Origin of the sequence: Conexibacter stalactiti (genome assembly GCF_033542075.1) — a bacterium.
In the GTDB taxonomy this organism is placed as follows: Bacteria; Actinomycetota; Thermoleophilia; order Solirubrobacterales; family Solirubrobacteraceae; genus Conexibacter; species Conexibacter stalactiti.
In genome coordinates this window covers 15,010-38,504 of sequence record NZ_JAWSTH010000059.1, presented here as the reverse complement: position 1 = coordinate 38,504, position 23,495 = coordinate 15,010, and the positions used below count along the sequence as shown (strand labels likewise).

The following is a 23,495-nucleotide window of genomic DNA, read 5'->3' as shown; positions in this document are numbered from 1 at the left end:
CGCCGCCCTGGCCGCCGCGACCGCGACCGCCGCGGCCACGGCCACGGCCGTCACCGGGACCGCCGCCGCCCGGACCGCCGCCCTGGCCGCCACGTCCGCCACGGCCACGGCCACGGCCGTCACGGCCGTCGCGGCGGTTGCGGTCGGGCGCCTGCGGGCCCGGGTCGTCCATCTGCGTGAGATCGGCGCCCGTGTAGCCGTCGGGCATGATCTCGCCCTTGTTGATCCAGCACTTCACGCCGATGCGGCCGAACGTCGTTCTGGCCTCGTGGAAGCCGTAGTCGATGTCGGCGCGCAGCGTGTGCAGCGGGACGCGGCCGTCGGAGTAGCTCTCCGTACGGGCCATCTCAGCGCCGCCGAGGCGACCGCCGACCTGGACCTTCACGCCCTTCGCGCCCGAGCGCATCGCGCTCGTGAGCGCGCGCTTCATCGCGCGACGGAAGGCGACGCGGTTCTGCAGCTGCTCGGCGATCGACTGCGCGACGAGGCGCGCGTCGAGCTCCGGACGCTTGATCTCGAGGATGTTGACCTTGACCTGCTTGTTGGTGATGCGATGCAGGTCACGGCGCAGCGCGTCGACCTCGGAACCGGACTTGCCGATCACGATGCCGGGACGCGCGGTGTTGATGTTGACCTCGACCTCGTTCGCGTTCTTGCGAATCGTGATGTCGGACAGGCCGGCGTGCGAGAGCCGGCCGATGATGTGCTCGCGGATCGCAATGTCCTCGACGAGGTAGTCGGAGAACTGCTTCTCGTTGAACCAGTTCGACTTCCAGTCGTGGATGTAGCCCACGCGGAGCGACTCGGGATGGACTTTCTGCCCCATGGTGTCGTTACTCCTTCGGCGTGAGCAGGATCGTGAGGTGACTGGTGCGCTTGCGAATCGGCGTCGCGCGGCCCATGGCGCGCGGGCGGAACCGCTTCAGCGTCGGGCCCTCGTCGGCGTGAGCCGCCTTGATGACGAGGTCGTCGCCGTCGAGCTCGTGGTTGTGCTCGGCGTTCGCCACGGCCGACTCGAGCAGCTTGCTCCAGTCCTTCGCGACTGCACGCGGGGTGAAGGCGAGGATGGCGCGAGCCTCCTCGACCGATCTGCCGCGAATGTGATCGCAGACGAGCCGCGCCTTGCGGGCGGAGGAGCGCACGTACTTGGCGTGCGCGCGCACGACCGGGCGCTCGCCGGCGTCGGCCTTGGAGGCCTTCGCGGGAGCCGCTCTGGTCGGCTGCTCGTCGCCGGCGTCGGCTCTCGCCGCTCTTCTCGCCGCGCGTCTGCGTCTCGGCGCTGCTCTGGCCTCGGCCTCGGCGGGCTCGTCAGCCGCAGCGACGGGCTCCTCCGCGGGCGTCTCCGCCGCGGTGGGCTCCGTCTCCCCGGACTCAGGGGCCCCCGTGTCGGTGGCCTCGGTCTCCGGCGTCTTCGGCTCGGGAGTCTCTGTTCTGTCGTTCTCGTCAGCCATGGAAATCTCTAACGGCGCTTGCCGGTCTGGGTGTGACCACGGTAGAGGCGCGTCGGCGCGAACTCGCCGAGCTTGTGGCCCACCATGGACTCGTTGACGAAGACCGGGATGTGTCTACGGCCGTCGTGGACCGCGATCGTGTGACCGACCATCTCCGGGAAGATGGTCGAGGTCCGCGACCAGGTCTTGATCATCTGCTTCGTGTTGGCCGCGTTCATGCTTTCGATTCGCGCCATCAGGCGCTCCTCGACGAACGGGCCCTTCTTGCTCGAGCGGCTCATCTCGTCGTCACCCTCTAGCGCTTCTTGCCGCGGCGGCGCCCGCGGACGATGTAGCGGTCAGACTGCTTGCCCTTCTTGCGCGTGCGGTAGCCGAGCGTCGGCACGCCCCACGGCGTCACAGGGTGACGGCCGGGAGTCGTGGAGCCCTCGCCACCGCCGTGCGGATGGTCGACCGGGTTCATGGCGGTACCACGCGTCTGCGGGCGGACGCCCAGGTGACGCTTGCGGCCGGCCTTGCCGATCTTGACGTTCTGGTGGTCGGCATTGCCGATCACGCCGATCGTCGCGCGGCACTCGGCGCGCACCAGCCGCATCTCGCCCGAGGGCAGACGCAGCGTGGCGTGGTCGCCGTCCTTCGCGAGCAGCTGCACCGAGTTGCCGGCGGAACGGGCGATCTGCCCACCGCGGCCCGGCGTCAGCTCCACGTTGTGGATGACCGTACCGGCGGGGATCCGCTCCAGCGGCAGGCAGTTGCCGATGCGGATCTCCGCCTCGGGACCGCTGACGACCGTCGCGCCCACGCCCAGTCTCGCCGGAGCGAGGATGTAGCGCTTCTCGCCGTCCATGTAGTGGAGCAGCGCGATGTACGCCGAACGGTTCGGGTCGTACTCGATCTGCGCGACCTTGGCCGGCACGCCGTCCTTCAGGCGCTTGAAGTCGATCCGGCGGTAGAGGCGCTTGGCGCCACCGCCGCGATGGCGCGAGGTCTTGCGGCCGTAGGAGTTGCGACCACCCGACTTCGTCAGACCCTCGACGAGCGACTTCTCCGGCTTGCTGCGCGTGATCTCCGCGAAGTCCGGATATGTGACGAAACGACGGCCGGGGCTCGTCGGCTTCGGCTTGCGAATGCCCATTACTCAGCCCCCTCCAGGCCCTGGAAGATCGGGATCGTGTCGCCGTCGCCAACCTGGACGATGGCCTTCTTCCACGTGCGGGTGCGCCCGGAGGTATACCCGCGCCGCTTCGGCTTGCTTCTGACGGCGATCGTGCGCACGTCCTGCACTCTCACGTCGAAGAGCTCCTCGACGGCCTGGCGGATCTGCGTCTTGTGCGCGTCCGGGTGGACCCGGAACGTGTACTTGCCGATCTCGGCGAGCACGAAGCTCTTCTCCGAGACGACGGGACGGATGATGATCTGGCTCGCGTCCATGACTACGCCGCCTCCTCCTGCGCGGCGCCCGTGGCGCGCGCGGTGATCTGGGCCAGCGCGGTCTCCGAGATGAGCAGCGACGCGGCGCCGATCACGTCGGCGACGCCCGCGTCCTCGACCGGCAGCACGAGAACCCGCTCCATGTTGCGGAACGACAGGCCCGCGTTCGCCTCGTCACCGTCGAGCAGGACCAGCGTCGGGTTCGGCTGCCCCCAGTCGGCGAGCAGCTTCGCCGCGGCCTTCGTCGACGGCGCGTCGAACGACGTCGCGTCGAAGACGGCCAGCGAGCCGCGGTCGACCTGCACCGACAGCGCGCTGCGCAGCGCGGCGCGGCGGGCCTTGCGGTTGACCTTGAACGTGTAATGGCGCGGGGACGGGCCGAAGACCGTGCCGCCGCCCTTCCAGATCGGCGAGCGCGAAGAGCCGGCGCGTGCGCGACCGGTGCCCTTCTGGCGCCACGGCTTGGCGCCGCCGCCGCGAACGTTGCCGCGCGTCTTCGTCGCGGAGGTGCCCTGACGGAGCGCATTCAGCTCCGAGCGCACCGTCTCGTGAACGAGCGGGCCGTTGAACTTCGCGGTGAACGCCAGATCGTCGAGAACGACCTCACCGCCGCCGAGCTTGGGAGCGCTAGGCATCGGTGCGCACCTCCACCGTGCCGCCCTTGGGACCGGGGACCGATCCGCGGACGAGCATCAGGTTGTCCTTGCTGATGATCTCGACGATCTCGAGACCCTTCTGAGTGGCGCGCTTGTTGCCCATCTGGCCGGGGCCGCGGATGCCCTTCATCACGCGGGCGGGCCAGGCGGACGCACCGATCGAACCCGGGGCGCGCACGTTGTGCGAGCCGTGGGACGCCGGACCGCGTCTGAAGTTGTGGCGCTTGATCGTGCCCTGGAAGCCCTTGCCCTTCGAGGTGCCGGCGACTCTGACGGTCTGCCCGGCCTCGAAGGTGTCGACGGTGACGGTCTCGCCGACCGTCAGCTCGGCAGCCTCGTTGCGGAACTCCACCAGGTGGCGGTGCGCGGAGGCGTCGGCCTTCTTCAGGTGGCCGAGCTCGGCCTTCGTCAGCTTCTTCTCACGGCAGGCGCCGAACGCGAGCTGCACGGCTTCGTAGCCGTCGCGCTCGAGCGTGCGGATCGCCGTGACGGGGCACGGCCCGGCCTCCAGGACGGTGACGCGCTCGACGCGGCCGTCTTCGAGGAAGCGCTGGGTCATGCCGAGCTTCTTCGCGAGGATCGCCGGCATCTCAGCTCGCCAGCCTGATCTCGATGTCGACGCCCGCGGGGAGATGGTCGAGGCGCTGAAGCGAGTCGACCGTCTTGGGCGTCGGCTGATGGATGTCGATCAGCCGCTTGTGCGTGCGGATCTCGAAGTGCTCGCGCGAATCCTTGTCCTTGAAGGGGGAGCGGATCACGCAGTAGACGTTCTTCTCCGTCGGCAGCGGCACAGGCCCGGACACGGTCGCGCCGGTACGAGTCGCCGTCTCGACGATCTCCTTCGCCGCCGTCTCGATCGCTGAGTGATCGTAGGACTTGAGGCGAATGCGGATCTTGTTCTGGGCCAGAGTTGCCACGTGTGCCTTTGGTTTCGTTCCGTCCGGTACTTGCTGTGTTCTTACGATTGGTCTTTTGCGCGCTGAAGGCGAGTCCCAGGGTCATCGGGACCCGCCAGCTCGTCGTATCTCTCGACTTCAGCGTGCGACGGCGGGGCGCAGGCGCCCCGCCGTTGTGCAGCTGTTGCTACTGAATGACCTCGGTCACGACGCCGGAGCCGACGGTGCGGCCACCCTCGCGGATGGCGAACCGGAGACCCTGGTCCATGGCGATCGGCTGGATCAGCTCGATCTCCATCTGGATGTTGTCGCCCGGCATGACCATCTCGACACCCTCGGGGAGGTTCGAGACGCCCGTCACGTCGGTCGTCCGGAAGTAGAACTGCGGGCGGTAGCCCGTGAAGAACGGCGTGTGACGGCCGCCCTCTTCCTTCTTCAGGATGTAGACCTCGGCCTTGAACTTCGTGTGCGGCGTGATCGAGCCCGGCTTGCAGAGGACCTGCCCGCGCTCGATCTCCTCGCGCTTGGTGCCGCGGAGGAGGCAGCCGACGTTGTCGCCGGCGCGACCCTCGTCGAGGATCTTGCGGAACATCTCGACACCGGTCACGACCGTGTTGGTCGTGTCCTTGATGCCGACGATCTCGACCGTGTCACCGGTGTTGATGATGCCCTGCTCGATGCGGCCGGTCGCGACGGTGCCGCGGCCGGTGATCGAGAAGACGTCCTCGACCGGCATCAGGAACGGCTTGTCGAGCTGACGCTCGGGCTCCGGGATGTAGGAGTCGAGGGCGGCAGCGAGATCGATGATCTTCTGCTTGTACTCCTCGTCGCCCTCGAGCGCCTTCAGCGCCGAACCCGTGATGAACGGGATGTCGTCGCCCGGGAAGTCGTACTCGCTGAGGAGGTCACGGACCTCGACCTCGACGAGCTCCAGGAGCTCCTCGTCGTCGACCATGTCGGCCTTGTTGAGGAAGACGACGATGTACGGCACGCCGACCTGACGGGCGAGCAGGATGTGCTCACGCGTCTGGGGCATCGGGCCGTCGGCCGCCGACACCACGAGGATCGCGCCGTCCATCTGCGCGGCACCCGTGATCATGTTCTTGACGTAGTCGGCGTGACCCGGACAGTCGACGTGGGCGTAGTGCCGGTTCTCCGTCTGGTACTCGACGTGCGAGGTGGCGATGGTGATCCCGCGCTCCTTCTCCTCCGGAGCGTTGTCGATCTCCGCGAAGCTGCGGGCCTCGCCGCCCATCTTCTCCGCCAGCACCGTCGTGATGGCAGCAGTCAGCGTCGTCTTGCCATGGTCGATGTGACCAATGGTGCCGACGTTGACGTGCGGCTTATCGCGCTCGAACTTCTCCTTCGCCACTTTGGGTTGCTCCTTGGAAATCGGTGTGGGGATCGCCTAGACGGGCGAACCTCGGAAATCTATCTCAGTTCCGCTTTCGACGCCGATTCAAACGACGTCGAGCGGAATTTCCCTGCTCAGGCGGCCTGCTCGCCTCCGGTCCGCGCCTCGACGACCTTCTCGGCGATGTTCGGCGGAACCTCTTCGTATCTGTCGAACACCATCGTGTACGTCGCGCGGCCCTGCGTGTTGGAGCGGACGTCGGTCGCGTAGCCGAACATCTCCGAGAGCGGGACTCTCGCAGTGACGACCTGCGCGTTGCCGCGGGGCTCCATGCCCTCGACGCGGCCGCGACGACGGTTGAGGTCGCCGATCACGTCGCCCATGAACTCCTCGGGCGTGACGACCTCGACGGCGAAGATCGGCTCGAGCAGCACCGGCTTGGCGCGGCGCGCGGCCTCTCTCATCGCGAGCGAGCCGGCGACCTTGAACGCGATCTCCGAGGAGTCCGTGTCGTGGTACTTGCCGTCGACCAGCGTGATCTTGATGTCGACCATCGGGTAGCCGGCCTTGACGCCGGTGTCGAGCGACTCCTCGACGCCTCTCTGCACCGCCGGAATGAACTCCGACGGGATCGAGCCACCCTTGATTCTGTTGACGAACTCGAAGCCCTCGCCGGGGTTCGGCTCGATGTCGACGTAGACGATGCCGTACTGGCCCGAGCCGCCCGTCTGACGGACGAAGCGTCCCTCGATTCTCTGGGCGGAGCCGCGCACGGTCTCGCGGTAGGAGACCTGCGGACGGCCGACGTTGGCCTCGACTCTGAACTCGCGCATCATGCGGTCGACGAGCACCTCGAGGTGCAGCTCGCCCATGCCGGAGATCTCGGTCTGACCGGTCTCCTCGTTCGTGCGGACCTGGAAGGTCGGGTCCTCCTCGGCGAGACGGCCGAGGGCGACGCCCATCTTCTCCTGGTCGACCTTCGTCTTCGGCTCGATCGCGACCTTGATGACCGGCTCCGGGAAGTCGATCATCTCGAGCTTGATCGGGTTGTCGACGGCGGCGAGCGTGTCACCGGTGGTGACCTGCTTGATGCCGACGGCCGCGGCGATGTCGCCGGCCGAGACGTCCGTCAGGTCGACGCGCTCGTTGGCGTGCATCTCGAGGATGCGGCCGATCCGCTCGGAGCGGCCGGTCGAGACGTTGAGGACCTTCGAGCCGGCCTCGAGCTTGCCCGAGTAGACGCGGAAGTAGGTGAGCTTGCCGACGTAGGGGTCAGCGGCGATCTTGAAGGCGAGCGCCGAGAAGGGCGCGTCGTCGGAGGCCTCGCGCGTCGCCGCGCGACCCGCGTCGTCGCCCTTGACCGGCTCGACACCCTCGACCGGCGGCACGTCGAGCGGCGACGGCAGGTACGCGACGATCGCGTCGAGCAGCGGCTGCACGCCCTTGTTCTTGAACGAAGAGCCGCACAGGACCGGGGTCAGCGAGAGGTTGAGCGTCGCCTTGCGGATCGCGGCCTTGATCGTCGCGACCGGGATCTCGGCCTCTTCGAGGATCAGCTCGACGAGCTCGTCGTCTTCCTTCGACAGCTCCTCCAGCAGGTGCTCGCGAGCAGCGGCGGCCGCGTCGACGAGGTTGGCCGGGATCTCCACGACCTCCTGGTCTCTGCCGAGGTCGTCCTTGTAGATGATCGCGTGGTTCTCGACGAGGTCGATGATCCCCTTGAGGTCCGCCTCCGCGCCGATCGGCAGCTGGATCGGGACCGGATGCGCGCCGAGGCGGTCGATCATCGTCTGGACGCCGCGCTCGAAGTCGGCGCCGATGCGGTCCATCTTGTTGATGTACGCGATCCGCGGCACGTGGTACTTGTCGGCCTGGCGCCACACGTTCTCGGACTGCGGCTCAACGCCGGCGACCGAGTCGAAGACGGCGACGGCGCCGTCGAGCACGCGCAGCGAGCGCTCGACCTCGACCGTGAAGTCGACGTGGCCGGGCGTGTCGATGATGTTGATGCGGTGGTTGTCCCACTCACAAGCGGTAGCGGCGGAGGTGATCGTGATGCCACGCTCCTGCTCCTGCTCCATCCAGTCCATCGTCGCCGCACCCTCGTGCACCTCGCCGAGCTTGTGCGTGCGGCCCGTGTAGAACAGGATGCGCTCGGTCGTGGTGGTCTTGCCGGCGTCGATGTGCGCCATGATCCCGATGTTTCGGGTCTTGTCGAGGGCGTACTTACGTGGCATGGGCTCGGTCTCTAGCTCGCGGTCTGGTCGTCGACGATAGGCACAAAAATGGCCCCAGAGGGGCCCGGTACTGACTGAGATGTCATTCCCGGGTTCGTGCGTTAGTTCGTCGAAGTCTCCATGGGTGGGTTGCCTCGGCACACGGCGCGCAGTCGCACGCGCCTCTGGGAGGCGGCGAAGGAATATAGCAAAGGAACGCGGACTACTCCGGGCCCGTCGGGCTTCTCGCCCCCTCGGGCGCGCTGTCCAGGTGTTTCGGCCGGACCGCTGCGTGCTTTAACGACGACGCGCCGCTGATGTCAGCGGCGCGCGAATGCCGAAAGGGGTCGTCGGAAGTGCTACCAGCGGTAGTGCGCGAAGGCCTTGTTGGCCTGGGCCATACGGTAGATGTCGTCCTTGCGCTTGAACGCGCCGCCCTGCTGCGACTGGGCGTCGAGCAGCTCGTTGGCGAGGCGCTGCGCCATCGTCTTCTCGCGACGCTGACGGGCGAAGAGGACGAGCCAGCGGACCGCGAGAGTTCTCGCACGGCGCGGCTGGACCTCGACCGGCACCTGGTACGTGGCGCCGCCGACGCGGCGGGAGCGAACCTCGAGCGACGGCGTGAGCGCCTTGAGCGACGCCTCGAGCGCCTCGAGCGGATCTCTGCCGGTGCGCTCGGCGAGGATCGCGAGCGCGTCATAGACGATCGTCTCGGCGGTCGACTTCTTCCCGTCCAGCATCACCTTGTTGATGACCTGCTGGACGAGGCGGGAGCGGTGGATGGCGTCCGGCTCGATCGGCCGGATCGACGCTGCTGCGCGGCGAGGCATTACTTCGCCTTCACGCCGTACTGGGAGCGCGCCTTCTTGCGGTCGCTGACGCCGGCGGCGTCGAGCGTCCCGCGGACCACCTTGTAGCGCACACCCGGGAGGTCCTTGACGCGGCCTCCGCGGACGAGCACGACGGAGTGCTCCTGAAGGTTGTGACCCTCACCGGGGATGTAGACGGTGACTTCCATCCCGTGGGTCAGCCGGACACGAGCAACCTTGCGGAGGGCCGAGTTCGGCTTCTTCGGCGTGGTGGTGTACACACGCGTGCAGACGCCGCGACGCTGAGGCGCGGCGACCTTGGTCTTGCGGCCTCTGCCGGACTTGAGGCCCGGCGTGGCGAGCTTCTTCTTCGGCGTCTTGCGGCCCTTGCGGACGAGTTGGCTGGTAGTCGGCATGTGGCGCGGAATGCTAGCAGCGTTGAAGGAATCGCAGCCGTTACACCGCACGCAACGATCCGAGCACCTCGTCGAGAGGCACATACGGGACGCCGACGGCGTCCGCCACTGGAGCATATGTCACCTTGCCCGCGACGACGTTCACGCCGGGCTTCAGGCCGGGATTGTCCTGCACAGCGCGGACGACTCCGTCGTTGGCGAGCTGCACGACATACGGCATGGTCGCGTTCGTGAGCGCGTGCGTCGAGGTGATCGGGACCGCCCCCGGCATGTTCGCGACGCAGTAGTGGGTGATCCCGTCGACCTCGTACGTGGGGTCGGTGTGGGTCGTCGGTCTGGAGGTCTCGAAGCAGCCGCCCTGGTCGATCGAGACGTCGACGAGGACGGCGCCGGGCTTCATCAGCGTCAGCTGTCTGCGCGTGATCACGTGGGGCGCCTTCGCGCCGTGGACCAGCACCGCGCCGATCACGAGGTCGATCTCCGGGAGCCGCTCCTCGATCGCCAGCGTCGTCGCGAAGCAGGTGTCGGCGCGACCGCCGAACTCCGAGTCGAGCTCGCGCAGGCGGTCGATGTTGCGGTCGAAGACGAAGACGGTCGCCTCCATCCCGATCGCGATCAGCGCCGCGCGCATCCCGACCACGCCGCCGCCGATCACCATCACGTTCGCGGCCGCGACGCCGGGCACGCCGCCGAGCAGGATCCCGCGGCCGCCGAGCGGCTTCTCCAGCATGAAGGCGCCCGCCTGCGTCGCGATCTTGCCGGCGACCTCGCTCATCGGCGCCAGCAGCGGCAGCCGGCCGCGCGCGTCCTCGACCGTCTCGTAGGCGATGCAGGTCGCGCCCGACGCCATCAGGCCGCGCGTCAGCGCCGGCGCCGGCGCGAGGTGGAGGTAGGTGAAGAGCAGGTGGTGGGGTCTCAGCCGCGCGACCTCCTCGGGCTGCGGCTCCTTGACCTTCACGATCATCTCCGCCTGCGCGAAGACGGCGTCGGCGTCGGGCACGATGCTCGCCCCCTGGGCGGCGTAGTCGGCGTCGGAGATCGCCGAGCCCTCCCCCGCCCCGTGCTGGACGAGCACCTCGTGGCCGGCGTCGGCGAGCTCACGCGCGCCGGCGGGCGTCAGCGCGACGCGGTACTCGTCGGTCTTGACCTCCGTCGGGACGCCAACTTTCATGGGATCAGTTCTCGCCCGCGGAGCGCGAGCCAAAACTCGATCCGGTCACGCGCGCTGCTCATGCTGCGGCCGGTCAACTCCTCGACGCGCCTGATTCGGTAGCGCAGCGTGTGGCGGTGGCAGTAGAGCCGCTTCGCCGCCCGCTCCCACTGGCCGTTCTCCTCGATGAACGCCTCCAGCGAGCGCATCAGCTCGCCGCCGTAGGCGCCCTCGCTCTCCTCGATCGGCCCGAGGATCGAGTCGCAGAAGAGCCGCAGCGCGTCATCGTCCTGCAGCGACAGCAGCAGTTGGAACGAGCCGAGGTCGCGATAGGTCGCGACGGTCGTCTTGACCGCCCCGCCGCCGTTGCCGTCGTCGCCGTTGTCGGAGTGCGGCTGAGCGAGCGCGAGCGCCTCCAGCGCGCAGCGCGCCTCGTGGAAGGCGCGGCGGGCGTCGGGGCTGGCGACGGCGCGACCGACGCCGAGCCGCAGCGGATGGCCGAGCGTGCGCGTGGCGCGCTCGGAGATCCGCCGCGCAAGCGGGAACAGCTCCTCCTCGTCGAGCCCCGGCACGAGCGCGCCGACGAGGCCGTCGTGGATCGCGACGAGGCCGTCGGCCGCCTCGCCGCGCAGCGCGGCGGCGAGCGCGCCCTCGGCGGCGGCGAGGCCGCCGGCGCCGGGTCGTGGCGGCGACAGCACGATGACGCCGACTCTCGTGCCGAGCCCGAACGGCTCCAGCCGGCGGCCGAGGTCGGCGCCGCTCAGCTCGCCGTTGACGATCCCCGACAGCACGTCGCCCGCGAGCCGGCGCTCCGTCTCCTCGGCGACGCGGCGGCGCAGCAGCTCGAGCGCCACGATCGTGACCGCCTGGTGGAGCGTGAGGCGGTCGAACTCCGACAGCGTGCCGGAGTCCTTCGCGGCGACCAGCCACGCCTGCAGCAGCGGCGCCCCGTCGCCATCGCCGTCGCGCGGCCCGGAGGCGCCGACTGGCAGCGCCAGCGCGCGGCCGGCGAGCGCTCCGGCCGACGGCGCGAAGCCGCGCCGGCCACCGGCTTCGCCCGCGGCGCCGCCACCGCGCGAGCGCTCCCGCAGCTCACGCTCCAGCTCGCCGATCGTCGCCTCGTCCAGCTCGACGCGGAACGGCCGCTGCGCCAGCAGCCCGCCGCGGGCGTCGAAGACCAGCACGGGCCCGCCGACGAGCGTCGCGAGCGCGCCGACGACCGCGTCGATCCCGCTCTGCGAGAGGACGATCCGCTCCAGCCGCTCGTGCGCGGCGATCGCGCGCCGCAGGACGGCGTACTGCTCGTTCACCAGGCGGCTGAAGGCGCTCTCGGTGATCGCGATGAACGGGACGTCGTACGGGATCTCGAACAGCGGCAGGCCGCGCTCGCGCGCCGCCTCGACGAGCGCCTCGGGCACCTGCTCGTGCGTGAAGCCGACGCCGAAGCCGAGGCCGGCGAGCCCGTGGTCGGCGAGCCGACGCACGAACGCCCGCTGACGCTCGGGCGAGTCGAGCAGCAAGCCGGTCGTGAGCAGCAGCTCACCGCCGGACAGCCACGGAGTCGGATCCTCCAGCTCGGTGATGTGAACCCAGCGGACGGGGGCGTCGAGCGAGGCCTCGCCCGCCAGCAGGCGGATGTCGAGGTCGCGGACGAGCTCGCGGACGGTCAGCACTGTGCGCCTGCTTCCGTCTCAGCTGAGCCGCATGCGACGGCTGGCCTCTTCGAGCACCGGCCGCAGCACGCCCTCGACCTCTTCGAACTCCGCCGGGCCGGAGATCAGCGGCGGCGACAGCTGGATGACCGGATCGCCGCGATCGTCGGCGCGGCAGATCAAGCCGCGTTCGTAGAGCGCGCCCGAGACGAAGCCGCGCAGCAACGTCTCGGCCTCGTCGTCGTCGAAGCTCTCCTTCGTCTCGCGGTCCTTGACCAGCTCGATCGACTGGAAGTAGCCGGCGCCGCGTACGTCCCCGACGATGGGGATGTCGCGCAGCGACTCCAGCATCTCGCGCATGACGTGCTCGTTGGCACGCACGTGCTCGAGGACTCTCTCGTCCTCGTAGGCGTCGAGCGTCGCGAGCGCGATCGCCGCCGCGACCGGGTGGCCGGCGAAGGTGAAGCCGTGGAGGAACATCTCATGGCCCTCCATGAACGGCGCCGCGACGCGATCAGAGGCGATCATCGCCCCCATCGGCGCGATCGCGCCCGTGATCCCCTTCGCGGTCGTGATGATGTCGGGCACGTAGTCGTAGCGCTCGGCGCCGAACCAGTGGCCGAGCCGGCCCCACGAGCAGATCACCTCGTCGGAGATCATCAGCACGTCGAACTCGTCGCAGATCTCGCGGATCCGCTGGAAGTAGCCGTCGGGCGGCGTGAAGGTGCCGCCCGCGTTCTGGACCGGCTCCATGATCACGGCCGAGACGGTCTCGGGACCCTCGAACAGGATCCGCTCGCGCACCGCCTCCGCCAGCGCCGAGACCGGCATGCCCTCGGGGAGCCGGTAGACGTTCGTGTTGGGGACGTGGCAGCCGCCGGGGGTCAGCGGCTCGAACGGCACGCGGAACGGCGTGATGCCGGTCGCCGAGAGCGCGCCCATCGGGGTGCCGTGGTAGGCGACCTCGCGCGCGATCACCTTCGTCTTGTTCGGATTGCCCGTCAGCTTGTGGTACTGGCGGGCGAGCTTCAACGCCGACTCGACCGCCTCGCCGCCGCCGCTGGTGAAGAAGACGCGGTTGAGGTCGCCGGGGGTCAGCGACGCGATCCGCGTCGCCAGCTCGATCGCGCGCGGGTGGGCGTAGGACCAGGTCGAGTAGAAGTCGAGCTCCTTCGCCTGGTCGGCGCCGGCCTGGGCGATGTCGGCGCGGCCGTGGCCGAGGTTGGAGCAGAAGAGCGCGGAGAGACCGTCGAAGAAGCGCTTGCCGTGCTCGTCCCAGACGTAGCAGCCCTCGCCTCTGACGATGATCGGCACCTCGGCGCCGGCATAGTCGCCCATGCGCGTGAAGTGCATCCAGAGGTGGCGCTTGGCCTGCTCCTGGAGCGTCGTCCCCGCCGCTGTCTCCGTCGTCGCCATGCCCGCATCATCCTCCGGATCGGATAAGCCGATTCGCCGCTTCGTACAAAGGTACTCCGCGGCGAGGTCGATGCGAAGCGCGGCGCCGCTCAGGCGGCGGCGGGCTGCGCGGCGCGGACCGGGGCCGGCGTCAACGCGGCGGCGACGATCACGAGCAGGAAGGCACAGGACTGCGCGACGATGCCGAGCACGTCGCCCGGCAGCGGGTCACCGAAGACGATGATCCCGCCGGCGATCCCGGCGACGTTGGCGGCGGTGCCGGTGAAGGCGATCACCGGCACGGCTTCGCCCTCCTGCAGCGCCTTCGCGGAGGCGTAGAAGGCGGCGATCGACGCAAGTATCGCGACGAGGCTCCACGGGGTCGTCAGCAGCGCCAGCACGCCGTCGTCGGCGACGAGGCCGGTCAGCGCCTTCAGCGCGACGTCGGAGACGCCGAACAGCAGGCCGGCGGCGGCGGCGAGCATCACGCCGTGGTGATGGTCGGGGGCGCCGATCCGCTTGCCCATCACGAGCAGGCCGCCGACGGCGACCAGGCCGGCCTCGAAGGCGATCATGCCGGGCAGCGAGAACTGCGAGTTCGGGTCATGCACGACCGGCAGCGTGATCCCGAGCAGGACGAGGCCGAGCGCGGTGCAGCCGAGGCCGATCCACTGACGCGGGCCGACCTTGAAGCCGAAGATCCGCTCGGCCATGACGGCGAGCATCACGACGCCGCCGGCGAGGACCGTCTGCACGACCGACATCGGGGCGACGGCGAGCGCGGCGACGTGGAATATCCACGCGAGCACGGCGACGCCCATGCCGAAGGCGAACCAGGGGCTGCTGAAGAGACCGACAGCCGATCTGAGCGGGTGGCTGACGTGGACCGCAGGGGCCGCGACAGCACCGCGGTGCTTGTAGAGGAACGCGAGGTTCGTCGTGAAAGCGCAGATCAGCGCAAGCAGGATGCCAAGATAAATCGTCATAAATCGAATTGAGGCTGTCTCTCACAGCCGGCGCTTCGAACGGGTAGGAATGGACCCCTCACGTTGTCTGTTCGACAGCGTGAGGCCGTGCCTTGAGTCTCGCCCCCGGAGATCAGACCAGACTAGCGAGCCGGGGTAAACGACGCATGAGGAATCTTTTCGGCGAAGAGTTTCGCCACATGGAGCAAAGGCGACCAGTGCTGTTCATCGACGTCGACGGCGTCATCTCGCTGTTCGGATTTCCTCCGCATTCGCCGCCGCCAGGGCGTTTCCAGCTGGTCGACGGGATCGCTCACTACCTTTCGGCCACAGCCGGCGAACACCTGCGTGCGCTGTCTGCGCGATACGAATCGGTCTGGTGCACCGGCTGGGAGGAGAAAGCCGGCGAGCACCTTCCGCACGCACTCGACCTCCCCACTTCATACCCGCATCTCACGTTCGCGCGCAATCCCGGGCGTGTCCACGCGCACTGGAAGCTCGACGAGATCGAGGCATATGCCGGCGCACGGCCGCTCGCCTGGATCGACGACGCGCACGATGAGGAGTGCCATGCATGGGCGTCGGCGCGCGAGCAAGCCGGCGCGCCGACACTGCTCGTGACGACGGCTCCGGCGGACGGCCTCACCGCCGTCCATGTCGCCACGCTGACAGCGTGGGCCGACGCCGTGCCGCCCGGGGCCGCTTAAACGCGAACGGCCACCCGAAGGGTGGCCGCGAGCGGTGGGAGATCGGCTAGCGCCGATCTCCCGTCCTGATCGGCGCTAGCCGATCAGGATCTGTCCTCGGGGACGTCGAGCTCCGCCAGCTCCTCGGCGAAGCCGTGCGAGCCGCCGCCGTTGCCGATCTCCTCGAGGTCGGCGAGGTCGGCCTCGATGCCGGACGGGCCGAAGCCCTGCAGCGCCTCGCCGTCGGTGAGGCCCAGCTCGGCCGCCAGCTCGTCGTGGTCGAGCAGGCCGACGTCGTCCATGCCGCGGGGGAGCGGCTCGGCCGGCTCGATCTCGATGCGACGGTAGCGCTTCAGGCCCGTCGCGGCCGGGATCAGCTTGCCGATGATCACGTTCTCCTTGAGACCGTTGAGGCGATCGATCTTGCCCTCGAGCGCCGCGTCGGTCAGGACCTTCGTCGTCTCCTGGAAGGAGGCGGCCGAGAGGAAGGAGTCGGTGTTCAGCGACGCCTTCGTGATGCCGAGGATGATCTCCTCCGCCTGCGCGGGCTCGCCGCCGGCGTCGATCACGGCCTGGTTGATTCTCGCGTAGTCGTGACGGTCCACGAAGACGCCCGGGAGCAGGTCCGTGTCGCCCTTCTGGTCGACGCGCACCTTCTTGAGCATCTGACGCACGATCAGCTCGATGTGCTTGTCGTTGATGTCCACGCCCTGCGACTTGTAGACCTCCTGGACCTCCTTGACGAGGTACAGCTCGGTCTCGGTGCGGCCGCGGATCGCGAGCAGCTCGTGCGGGTAGAGCGACCCCTCGTTGAGCTGACGGCCCGGCTCGACCTTCTCGCCGCGCTCGACGAACAGGCGCGTGCGACGCGGGAACGTGTGACGGTGCTCGTCGCCGCCGTCGTCGGTGATGACGACCGTCAGCGCCTTGTCCGTCTCCTCGATCTCGACGACGCCGCCGACCTCGGCGATCTTCGCCAGGCCCTTCGGCTTGCGCGCCTCGAACAGCTCCACGACACGCGGGAGGCCGTGCGTGATGTCCGCGCCGGCGACGCCGCCGGTGTGGAACGTGCGCATCGTCAGCTGCGTGCCCGGCTCGCCGATCGACTGCGCGGCGATGATGCCGACCGCGTCGCCGATCTGCGCCGTGTTGCCGGTCGCCATCGAGCGGCCGTAGCAGGCCTGGCACACGCCCGTCTGCGCCTCGCACTTCAGCACCGAGCGGACCGGGACCTTGACGTTCTCCTCGCCGTAGGCGGCGAGCAGCGCGGCGAAGTCGGCGCGGTTCATCTCGACGCCTCTGGCGACGACGACGTCCTTCTTCGGACCGAGGTCCTTCGCCGCGACACGGCCGACGAGGTTGTCGTTCGGGTCGCCGCCGTCCTTGTACAGGTCGAGCTCGACGTACTCCTCCGCGCCGCAGTCCTCCTCGCGGATGATGACGTCCTGCGCGACGTCGACGAGACGGCGCGTCAGGTAGCCGGAGTCAGCGGTACGGAGGGCGGTGTCCGCGAGGCCCTTGCGGGCGCCGTGGGTGGAGGTGAAGTACTCGATCACGTCGAGGCCCTCCATGAAGTTCGCCTTCACGGGCCGCTCGATGATCTCGCCCTTCGGGTTGGCCATGAGGCCGCGCATGCCGGCGAGCTGACGGATCTGCTTGAAGGAACCGCGGGCACCCGAGTTGGCCATCATGAAGATGGGGTTCAGCTCGTTGAAGTGCTGCTCCATCGCATCGGCGACCTCTTCGGTTGCCGACGTCCACTGCTCGACGACGGCGTCCTTGCGCTCCTCCTCCGTGATCAGGCCCATGTCGTACTGGTCCTGGATCTCGGCGACGTGGCCCTCGTACTTGTCGAGGATCTCCTGCTTGTCCGGCGGGATCACGACGTCGTTCTTGGAGACGGTGATGCCGGCCTGCGTCGCGTACTTGAAGCCGAGGTCCTTGAACGCGTCGAGGACCTGCGAGATCGTCGCCGCGCCGTACGCCTGCACGAGGTCGTCGACGAACTGCGTCGTGTCGCGCTTCTTCATCGAGCGGTTGACGAACTCGTAGCTCGACGGGTCGTAGTCGGCCCCGAGCGTCGCGCGGATCGAGCGCTCGATCTTGTCGTTGTAGATGATGCGGCCGACCGTCGTGAGGATGTGACCGCCCTCACGGCCCACCGGGCGGAACTCGGCGACGTCGTGGAGTCTCGTCACGCCGTGCTCGTAGGACCACTCCGCCTCCTGGGCGGTGCGGTACACGTGGGGGCGTGGCGTGTGTCTGGCCGGGTCGATCTTCGACAGCTCGTCGATCTCCGGCCCGTACGTGAGGTAGTACGCGCCGAGGATCATGTCCTGCGTCGGCGTCGCCAGCGGCGCGCCGTGCGCGGGAGAGAGGATGTTGTTGGCCGACAGCATCAGGATGCGCGCCTCCGCCTGCGCCTCCGCGGAGAGCGGCAGGTGGACGGCCATCTGGTCGCCGTCGAAGTCGGCGTTGAAGGCCGAGCAGACGAGCGGGTGGACCTGGATCGCCTTGCCCTCGACGAGCTGCGGCTCGAACGCCTGGATGCCGAGGCGGTGGAGCGTGGGCGCGCGGTTGAGCAGGACCGGGTGCTCGTGGATGACCTCCTCGAGCACGTCCCAGACCTCCGGGATCATCGAGTCGACCATCTTCTTGGCCGCCTTGATGTTCTGCGCCGCCTTGCGCTCGACCAGCCGCGCCATGATGAACGGCTTGAACAGCTCGAGCGCCATCAGCTTCGGCAGACCGCACTGGTGCAGCTTCAGCGACGGGCCCGACACGATCACCGAACGGCCGGAGTAGTCGACGCGCTTGCCGAGCAGGTTCTGACGGAAGCGACCCTGCTTGCCCTTGAGCATGTCCGAGAGCGACTTCAGCGGGCGGTTGCCCGGGCCCGTGACGGGCCGGCCGCGGCGGCCGTTGTCGAACAGCGCGTCGACGGCCTCCTGCAGCATGCGCTTCTCGTTGTTGACGATGATCTCCGGCGCGCCGAGGTCGAGCAGCCGCTTGAGGCGGTTGTTGCGGTTGATGACGCGGCGGTAGAGGTCGTTGAGGTCCGAGGTGGCGAAGCGGCCGCCGTCGAGCTGGACCATCGGGCGCAGCTCCGGCGGAATCACCGGGACGGCCTCGAGGATCATCATCTCCGGGCGGTTGCCGGACTGGATGAAGGCCGAGACGACCTTCAGGCGCTTGACCGAACGGCTCTGCTTCTGGCCCTTCGCCGTCTTGACGAGCTCCTGCAGCTCTTCTCTCTCGGCGTCGAGGTCGACCTGCTCCAGCAGGTCGCGCACCGACTCCGCGCCCATGCCGCCGCGGAAGTACTCGCCGAAGCCGAACGGGCTGCCGAAGCGGTCCTTCAGCTCGCGGAAGAGCGTCTCGTCGTTGACGACGTCCTTCGGCTTCATCGACTGGAACAGGTCCCACACCTGACGCATGCGCTCGGCCGCGTCCTCGATGTAGGCCTCGGTGTCGTCCATGTCGGCCGTGAACGTTCTGCGCAGCTCTCTGAGCAGCTTCTCGCGCTCTTCGTCGGACAGTCTCGCGACGTTGACGTCGAGGGCCTCGGCCCACATCTCGTCCTCGTCGTTGAACTGGTTCGACTGCTTGCCGCTCTCGAGGAACTCGACACGGCGCTCGAGCGACTCTCTCAGCTCCAGCAGCCGCTCCTCCTTCTCGCCGGCGTAGGAGTCGAGCACCTTGTTGACCTCGTCCTGGAGCGTGTCGAGGTCGCGCTCGCGCGCCTCGTCGTCGATCCAGGTGACGATCGACGCCGCGAAGTACAGGACCTTCTCGAGCTCCTTGGGAGCCATGTCGAGCAGGTAGCCGATCCGCGACGGGACGCCCTTGAAGAACCAGATGTGCGAGACCGGCGCGGCGAGGTCGATGTGACCCATCCGCTCACGGCGCACCTTGGAACGGGTCACCTCGACGCCGCAGCGCTCGCAGACGATCCCCTTGTAGCGGACGCGCTTGTACTTGCCGCAGTAGCACTCCCAGTCCTTCGTCGGACCGAAGATGCGCTCGCAGAAGAGGCCGTCCTTCTCCGGCTTCAGCGTGCGGTAGTTGATCGTCTCCGGCTTCGTGACCTCGCCTGAGCTCCAGGAGCGAATCTGCTTCGAGGAGGCAAGGCCGATCTCGATGGCGTCGAAGTTATTGATGTCGATCATGCGTCGTCCTCGCTCAGGTCTTCGTCGGCCACGGCGGCGAGCGGCTCGTCGCCGGGCGCTTCCTCCGCGGTCGCCTCAGGGGCGCCGGCGTCGGTGTCGTCCTCGCTCTCGGTGCCCTCGTCGGCCGCCTGGCCGTCGGTGGCACGCACGCCGGAGAGGTCGATGCCGAGCTCCTCGGCGGCGCGCAGCAGGTCGTCGTCCTCCTCGCGCATCTCGGCGCGGGTGCCCTCCTCGGAGACGACGTTGACGTCGAGCGCCAGCGACTGCATCTCCTTCAGGAGCACCTTGAACGACTCGGGGATGCTCGGCTCGGCGATGTTCTCGCCCTTCACGATCGCCTCGTATGCCTTCACGCGGCCGACGGTGTCGTCGGACTTGATCGTGAGCATCTCCTGGAGCGTGTATGCGGCGCCGTATGCCTCCAGCGCCCACACCTCCATCTCGCCGAAGCGCTGGCCGCCGAACTGCGCCTTGCCGCCCAGCGGCTGCTGGGTGACGAGCGAGTACGGGCCGGTCGAGCGCGCGTGGATCTTGTCGTCGACGAGGTGGTGGAGCTTCAGGATGTACATGTAGCCGACCGTGACCTGCGTCTCGAACGGCTCGCCCGTGCGCCCGTTGAAGAGCGTGAACTTGCCGCTCGCGCGGGTGCCCTCACGGTCGTCCGGGGCGGTCTTCATTCTGATCCGGCCGGTGTGCTCGTTCTGCCACTGCAGCAGCGCGTTGTCGACGTCGGCGACGGTCGCGCCGTCGAAGACCGGCGTCGAGACGTAGACGCGCGGACGCTCGTCGCCTCTGCCGTGGGCGATCTTGTACGCGTCGCTGCCGTCGTCGTACCAGCCCTCCGCCGCGGCCCAACCGAGGTGGGTCTCGAGGATCTGGCCGATGTTCATGCGCGACGGCACGCCGAGCGGGTTCAGGATCACGTCGACCGGGGAGCCGTCCTCGAGGAACGGCATGTCCTGCTCGTCGACGATCTTCGAGATGACGCCCTTGTTGCCGTGGCGGCCGGCGAGCTTGTCGCCCTCGGAGATCTTGCGCTTCTTCGCGACGAAGACGCGCACGAGGTCGTTGACGCCCGGGGGCAGGTCGTCGCCGGCGTCGCGCGAGAACGTCTTGACGTCGATCACGACGCCGCCCTCGCCGTGCGGCACCTTCAGCGAGGTGTCGCGGACCTCGCGCGCCTTCTCCTTGAAGATCGCGCGGATCAGCTTCTCCTCGGCCGTCAGCTCGGTCTCGCCCTTCGGCGTGACCTTGCCGACGAGCAGGTCGCCGGAGCCGACCTCGGCGCCGATGCGGACGATGCCGCGATCGTCGAGGTTGCGCAGCGACTCCTCCGAACGGTTCGGGATGTCGCGCGTGATCTCCTCGTCGCCGAGCTTCGTCGTGCGGGCGTCGATCTCGTACTCCTCGATGTGGATCGAGGTGAGCTCGTCGTCCTTCACGAGGCGCTTGCTGAGGATGATCGCGTCCTCGAAGTTGTAGCCCTCCCACGACATGAAGGCGACGCGCAGGTTCTTGCCGAGCGCCATCTCGCCGGAGTCGGTCGAGCTGCCGTCCGCCAGCACCGTGCCCTCGACCACCTGGTCGCCGTTCTTGACGATCGGCTTGTGGTGGATGAGCGTGCCCTGGTTGGAGCGCATGAACTTCTGCAGGACGTACTCGTCCTTGGCGCCGTCCTCGGTCTCGATGACGATCTGGTCGGCGTCGATGTAGGTGATCGTGCCGGCGCGCTTGGCGACGACGACGTCGCCGGAGTCGACGGCGGCGCGGTACTCCATGCCGGTGCCGACGAGCGGGGCGTCGGTCTTCAGCAGCGGGACCGCCTGGCGCTGCATGTTCGAGCCCATCAGCGCGCGGTTGGCGTCGTCGTGCTCGAGGAACGGGATCATCGCGGTCGCGACCGACCAGATCTGCTCGGGCGAGACGTCCATCAGGTCGACCTCGCCCGGCTCGGCTCTCACGTAGGAGCCGGCCTGCGTACGGCAGACGATGTCGGTGCCGATCAGCGTGCCGTCCTCGGCGAGGGGCGTGTTCGCCTGCGCGATCTTCGCCTCCTCCTCCTGCGTCGCGTCGAGGTGCACGATCTCCTCGGTGACCTTGCCGTCCTTGACGACCAGGTACGGCGTCGTGACGAAGCCGTGCTCGGAGATCTGCGCGTAGGACGAGAGCGAGCCGATCAGGCCGATGTTCGGACCCTCGGGGGTCTCGATCGGGCACATGCGGCCGTAGTGGGTCGGGTGGACGTCGCGCACCTCGATCGGGGCGCGCTCGCGCGTCAGACCGCCGGCGCCGAGCGCCGACAGGCGGCGGCGGTGCGTCAGGCCCGAGAGCGAGTTGTTCTGGTCCATGAACTGCGACAGCTGCGAGGAGCCGAAGAACTCCTTCAGCGCCGCGACGACCGGACGGATGTTGACGATCGTCTGCGGCGTGATCGTGTCGGCGTCCTCGGTCGTGAGGCGCTCGCGCACGACGCGCTCCATGCGGTAGAGACCGATCCGGAACGCTTCCTGGATCAGCTCGCCGACGGTGCGCAGACGACGGTTGCCGAAGTGCTCGTACTCGTCGAGGTGGTCGGCGACCGCCTCGCGCGGGTAGGTGACGGCCTCGGCGGCGTAGTCTCTGATCTCGACCTCGGGCTGCTCCGGCATGCCGAGGATGCGCGGCAGGGAGACGAGCTCCTTGATCAGCGCGATGATGTCGTCGTGCGTCAGCGTGCGCGTCTCGAGGTCGATGTCGAGGCGCAGACGCGAGTTCAGCTTGTAGCGACCGACGCGCGTGAGGTCGTAGCGCTTGGGGTCGAAGAAGAGCTGGTGCAGGAGCGCTCTGGCGGCGTCGACCGACGGCGGCTCGCCCGGACGCTGCTTCTTGAACAGCTCGATCAGCGCGCCTTCCTCGGTCTTGGTGACCTCGGTGTCGGACTCGATCGTGTTGCGGATGTAGAGCGAGTCCTCGAACAGGCTGGCGATCTCCTCGTCGGAGGAGTAGCCCATCGCCCGCAGCAGCACCGTGACCGGCAGCTTGCGCTTGCGGTCGATGCGGACGTAGACCTTGCCCTTCTTGTCGATCTCGAGCTCGAGCCAGGAGCCGCGCGCCGGCATAAGGTTCGCGATGAAGACCTGCTTCTCGCGATCCTTGGCCTCCATCAGGTAGGCGCCCGGGGAACGGACGAGCTGCGTCACGACGACGCGCTCAGTGCCGTTGATGATGAACGTGCCGCGCTCCGTCATCCAAGGGAAGTCGCCCATGAAGACGGACTGCTCGCGGATCTCGCCGGTCTCGCGGTTCACGAAGGCGACGGTGACCGTGAGCGGCCGGGCGTAGGTGAGGTCCTTCTCGCGACACTCGTCGAGCGAGGCGACCGGCTCGTCGAACGTGAACTCGCCGAACTGGACGGCGAGGTTGCCGGTGTAGTCCTCGATCGGCGAGATGTCGTCGATCGTCTCGCGAAGGCCGCCGGTCTCGGCGTCCGTCAGCCAGGCGAACGATCTCTTCTGGATGTCGATGAGGTTGGGGACTTCAAGGGCCTTGGAGAGACGCGCAAACGTGCGGCGCGTCCGGGGGGCGGCGACAGGTGCCAAGACGGCAACTCCTCGGGCGGTCGAGAGGCGAGCAGAGGAAGCGCGAAAAGCGCGACCAGCGAAGATAGCACAGAGCATCGATGCCCTCGTGCGGGGCTGTCAGCGCTCACGGACCCCACCCGGGAGATCGCGTATGTGGCGCGATCTCGGAACTGCAGGGTGGCTGCGACTATCGGCTGACCCCCGGCATTGTACCGGCCACCGCCAAATCGCGGTAGGGCGGCCCAGAACGCACGAAGGGCCGGCTCCTCGCGGAACCGGCCCTTCGGATGAAGCGGGTGTTGCGGGCTCTACTTGAGCTCGACGCTCGCGCCGGCCTCTTCGAGCTCGGCCTTGAGCTTCTCGGCCTCGTCGCGCTCGATCGCTTCCTTGACGGGCTTGGGAGCCTCGTCGACGAGCGCCTTGGCCTCCTTCAGACCGAGGCCGGTCGCCGCGCGGACGACCTTGATGACCTGGATCTTCTTGTCGCCGGCGCCCGTGAGGACGACGTCGACCGTCGTGGAGGCCTCTTCGGCGGCCTCGCCGCCGCCACCGCCGCCGCCGGCCGGGGCGGCCGCCGCGACGGCCGTCGCGGAGACGCCGAACTCCTCTTCGAGCGCTCTGATGCGCTCAGCCAGCTCAAGCACCGAGATCGCCTTGAGTTCGTCGATCCACTCCTGAGTGGTCGCCAT

The 23,495-nt window shown here is 68.4% G+C and carries 20 protein-coding genes; 1 reads left to right on the top strand and 19 read right to left on the bottom strand.

What is annotated here, in order from left to right; all coding sequences use genetic code 11:
• The 16 genes from rpsC to R7226_RS19665 form a co-directional block, all read right to left on the bottom strand.
• Window positions 1-826: 30S ribosomal protein S3 (gene rpsC, locus R7226_RS19740; protein WP_404827879.1), on the bottom strand; the 826-nt coding region annotated here is incomplete at its 3' end.
• 7 nt (window positions 827-833) lie between these two features.
• Window positions 834-1,163, bottom strand: a complete 330-nt coding sequence (gene rplV / locus R7226_RS19735) for a 50S ribosomal protein L22 (protein ID WP_304691056.1) — start codon at window positions 1,161-1,163, stop codon at window positions 834-836.
• Window positions 1,164-1,459: 296 nt separating this feature from the next.
• Entirely contained in the window at window positions 1,460-1,732 is a 273-nt protein-coding gene (rpsS, locus tag R7226_RS19730) for a 30S ribosomal protein S19 (protein WP_318599021.1), read from the bottom strand.
• Window positions 1,733-1,746: 14 nt separating this feature from the next.
• Window positions 1,747-2,586, bottom strand: a complete 840-nt coding sequence (rplB, locus tag R7226_RS19725; protein ID WP_318599020.1) for a 50S ribosomal protein L2 — start codon at window positions 2,584-2,586, stop codon at window positions 1,747-1,749.
• Entirely contained in the window at window positions 2,586-2,882 is a 297-nt protein-coding gene (gene rplW, locus R7226_RS19720) for a 50S ribosomal protein L23 (protein WP_318599019.1), read from the bottom strand. Before rplW ends, rplB begins: the two co-directional genes overlap by 1 nt.
• 2 nt (window positions 2,883-2,884) lie before the next feature.
• The gene (gene rplD / locus R7226_RS19715) at window positions 2,885-3,517 is read right to left on the bottom strand and encodes a 50S ribosomal protein L4 (RefSeq protein ID WP_318599018.1); all 633 of its coding nucleotides are present in this window, start codon (window positions 3,515-3,517) and stop codon (window positions 2,885-2,887) included.
• Entirely contained in the window at window positions 3,510-4,127 is a 618-nt protein-coding gene (rplC, locus tag R7226_RS19710; protein WP_318599017.1) for a 50S ribosomal protein L3, read from the bottom strand. The genes rplD and rplC overlap by 8 nt, the downstream gene beginning before the upstream one ends.
• Window position 4,128: 1 nt before the next feature.
• A complete protein-coding gene (gene rpsJ / locus R7226_RS19705) occupies window positions 4,129-4,446 on the bottom strand; it encodes a 30S ribosomal protein S10 (RefSeq protein WP_041731781.1) in 318 nt (105 codons plus the stop codon).
• Window positions 4,447-4,621: 175 nt separating this feature from the next.
• Window positions 4,622-5,806 (bottom strand): elongation factor Tu, encoded by a 1,185-nt coding sequence (tuf, locus tag R7226_RS19700; RefSeq protein ID WP_318599016.1) that lies wholly within the window; start codon window positions 5,804-5,806, stop codon window positions 4,622-4,624.
• A 116-nt stretch (window positions 5,807-5,922) separates the two neighbouring features.
• Entirely contained in the window at window positions 5,923-8,025 is a 2,103-nt protein-coding gene (fusA, locus tag R7226_RS19695) for an elongation factor G (protein ID WP_318599015.1), read from the bottom strand.
• A 338-nt stretch (window positions 8,026-8,363) separates the two neighbouring features.
• The gene (gene rpsG / locus R7226_RS19690; RefSeq protein ID WP_318599013.1) at window positions 8,364-8,834 is read right to left on the bottom strand and encodes a 30S ribosomal protein S7; all 471 of its coding nucleotides are present in this window, start codon (window positions 8,832-8,834) and stop codon (window positions 8,364-8,366) included.
• Window positions 8,834-9,229, bottom strand: a complete 396-nt coding sequence (gene rpsL, locus R7226_RS19685) for a 30S ribosomal protein S12 (protein WP_012932815.1) — start codon at window positions 9,227-9,229, stop codon at window positions 8,834-8,836. Before rpsL ends, rpsG begins: the two co-directional genes overlap by 1 nt.
• A 40-nt stretch (window positions 9,230-9,269) precedes the next feature.
• Window positions 9,270-10,400, bottom strand: coding sequence for an alanine dehydrogenase (gene ald, locus R7226_RS19680; RefSeq protein WP_318599012.1), 1,131 nt, complete (start codon window positions 10,398-10,400; stop codon window positions 9,270-9,272).
• On the bottom strand, window positions 10,397-12,052 hold the full coding sequence (locus R7226_RS19675; RefSeq protein ID WP_318599011.1) for a PucR family transcriptional regulator: 1,656 nt from the start codon (window positions 12,050-12,052) through the stop codon (window positions 10,397-10,399). The genes ald and R7226_RS19675 overlap by 4 nt, the downstream gene beginning before the upstream one ends.
• Window positions 12,053-12,070: 18 nt before the next feature.
• The gene (locus R7226_RS19670; protein WP_318599010.1) at window positions 12,071-13,447 is read right to left on the bottom strand and encodes an aspartate aminotransferase family protein; all 1,377 of its coding nucleotides are present in this window, start codon (window positions 13,445-13,447) and stop codon (window positions 12,071-12,073) included.
• 89 nt (window positions 13,448-13,536) lie between these two features.
• Entirely contained in the window at window positions 13,537-14,412 is an 876-nt protein-coding gene (locus tag R7226_RS19665) for a DMT family transporter (protein WP_318599009.1), read from the bottom strand.
• 197 nt (window positions 14,413-14,609) lie between these two features.
• On the opposite strand from R7226_RS19665, the gene R7226_RS19660 reads away from it, so the two are divergent.
• Window positions 14,610-15,098: an HAD domain-containing protein gene (locus R7226_RS19660; protein WP_318599008.1), complete on the top strand. Its 489-nt coding sequence runs from the start codon at window positions 14,610-14,612 to the stop codon at window positions 15,096-15,098.
• Window positions 15,099-15,181: 83 nt separating this feature from the next.
• Here the strand turns inward: R7226_RS19660 and R7226_RS19655 are convergent, their stop codons facing one another.
• The 3 genes from R7226_RS19655 to rplL all read right to left on the bottom strand — a co-directional run bounded on the left by R7226_RS19655 (window position 15,182) and on the right by rplL (window position 23,495).
• Complete coding sequence (locus tag R7226_RS19655; protein WP_318599007.1) at window positions 15,182-19,246, bottom strand: DNA-directed RNA polymerase subunit beta'; 4,065 nt, start codon at window positions 19,244-19,246, stop codon at window positions 15,182-15,184.
• Entirely contained in the window at window positions 19,243-22,902 is a 3,660-nt protein-coding gene (gene rpoB, locus R7226_RS19650) for a DNA-directed RNA polymerase subunit beta (RefSeq protein WP_404827878.1), read from the bottom strand. The genes R7226_RS19655 and rpoB overlap by 4 nt, the downstream gene beginning before the upstream one ends.
• A gap of 212 nt (window positions 22,903-23,114) precedes the next feature.
• A complete protein-coding gene (gene rplL, locus R7226_RS19645; RefSeq protein ID WP_318599005.1) occupies window positions 23,115-23,495 on the bottom strand; it encodes a 50S ribosomal protein L7/L12 in 381 nt (126 codons plus the stop codon).

Bases quoted from the DNA above. Each gene is read 5' to 3' on its own strand.
- rplW (WP_318599019.1), bottom strand. From the start codon at position 2,882: ATGGACGCGAGCCAGATCATCATCCGTCCCGTCGTCTCGGAGAAGAGC.
- R7226_RS19670 (WP_318599010.1), bottom strand. From the start codon at position 13,447: ATGGCGACGACGGAGACAGCGGCGGGGACGACGCTCCAGGAGCAGGCC.
- rpoB (WP_404827878.1), bottom strand. From the start codon at position 22,902: ATGCTCTGTGCTATCTTCGCTGGTCGCGCTTTTCGCGCTTCCTCTGCT.
- ald (WP_318599012.1), bottom strand. From the start codon at position 10,400: ATGAAAGTTGGCGTCCCGACGGAGGTCAAGACCGACGAGTACCGCGTC.
- rpsS (WP_318599021.1), bottom strand. From the start codon at position 1,732: ATGAGCCGCTCGAGCAAGAAGGGCCCGTTCGTCGAGGAGCGCCTGATG.
- rplB (WP_318599020.1), bottom strand. From the start codon at position 2,586: ATGGGCATTCGCAAGCCGAAGCCGACGAGCCCCGGCCGTCGTTTCGTC.
- R7226_RS19665 (WP_318599009.1), bottom strand. From the start codon at position 14,412: ATGACGATTTATCTTGGCATCCTGCTTGCGCTGATCTGCGCTTTCACG.
- R7226_RS19655 (WP_318599007.1), bottom strand. From the start codon at position 19,246: ATGATCGACATCAATAACTTCGACGCCATCGAGATCGGCCTTGCCTCC.
- rpsG (WP_318599013.1), bottom strand. From the start codon at position 8,834: ATGCCTCGCCGCGCAGCAGCGTCGATCCGGCCGATCGAGCCGGACGCC.
- rplD (WP_318599018.1), bottom strand. From the start codon at position 3,517: ATGCCTAGCGCTCCCAAGCTCGGCGGCGGTGAGGTCGTTCTCGACGAT.
- fusA (WP_318599015.1), bottom strand. From the start codon at position 8,025: ATGCCACGTAAGTACGCCCTCGACAAGACCCGAAACATCGGGATCATG.
- rpsL (WP_012932815.1), bottom strand. From the start codon at position 9,229: ATGCCGACTACCAGCCAACTCGTCCGCAAGGGCCGCAAGACGCCGAAG.
- rplC (WP_318599017.1), bottom strand. From the start codon at position 4,127: ATGCCGGCGATCCTCGCGAAGAAGCTCGGCATGACCCAGCGCTTCCTC.
- rplL (WP_318599005.1), bottom strand. From the start codon at position 23,495: ATGGCGACCACTCAGGAGTGGATCGACGAACTCAAGGCGATCTCGGTG.